Raw genomic sequence first — 899 nt, 5'->3', positions numbered from 1 at the left:
AGCTCGGTCTTCAGGTTCTGGATCTCGCGGTCGAGCGTGTCGCTCTCGTGGTTCACGGCCTCCACCGCGAGTTCATTGGCGGCGACGTTGGGCTCCTTCTTGCCCGTCAGCAGGGTCCGCTGGAGCAGCAGAGCTTTCTCCAGCACGGACGACAGCGCCACCTCGGACGCCAGCCGCCGCGCCAGCAGGTCTTGATCGGGCTCGTCGCGTAGCGCCTCGATGACGCCGCGCGTGATGGGCAGCGAGGTGCTGCCAGCTACGCGCAGGTTATCGAACGTCGTGTTGCGCGTCCCCGAGATCAGCTCCTGCAAGGCTTCCAGCTTCGCCTCGTACTCCTCCTGGATCAGCGGCGTGAGCCCCACACCGGGCACTGTCTCGGTCTTGGTGCAGGCATCGCAGGTGCGCTGCTCTTTCTCGCCCAGGACCCGCGTCGCCCATTCGACCGCCTGTTGCGGCGAGGTCCAGGTCTGGCAGGACAGGCTTGCGCAACTCGCTTGGGCGATGGATGACGTGTCGGTCACGCTGCGGCCATTGACCAGGTTGTAGCCCACCCGAGTGACATCGCCGACCACTCGGATGGCCGGCTGGCCCGCGCCACCGGCATTGCTGCCGCCCACCCAGGGCACGCCGTCATTGCCGCGCTTGGTTTCCGCTTGCTCGATCGCCGACACGGCATCCGTGCTAGACACCGCATCGCGCAGCGCCATGCCTTGTGCCATCTGGCTCCAGCCAAGCTGGCCGCCCGCCGTCTCGGCCATCTTCTCGGCCATGGCGCGGCACGTCAGCTTCGAGCGGTCGAAGTCCAGGCGCGCCTGCAGCACGCCATTTGTGAGCAGGTTGTACAAGCCTGGATCGGCGCGCTGGATGATCAGCGCAGGCAGGGACGCCACGGCGCTGGT

Annotated in this window: 1 protein-coding gene; it reads right to left on the bottom strand. The window is 67.1% G+C overall.

Annotated features, from left to right (window positions below; translation table 11 throughout):
* Positions 1 to 899, bottom strand: an 899-nt coding sequence (locus F7R02_RS25650) for an integrating conjugative element protein (protein WP_151210334.1), incomplete at both ends; no start/stop codon positions are given.

The organism is Xanthomonas cissicola, assembly GCF_008801575.1.
Classification (GTDB): Bacteria; Pseudomonadota; Gammaproteobacteria; order Xanthomonadales; family Xanthomonadaceae; genus Xanthomonas; species Xanthomonas cissicola.
This window is presented reverse-complemented; position numbering and strand designations above follow the sequence as displayed.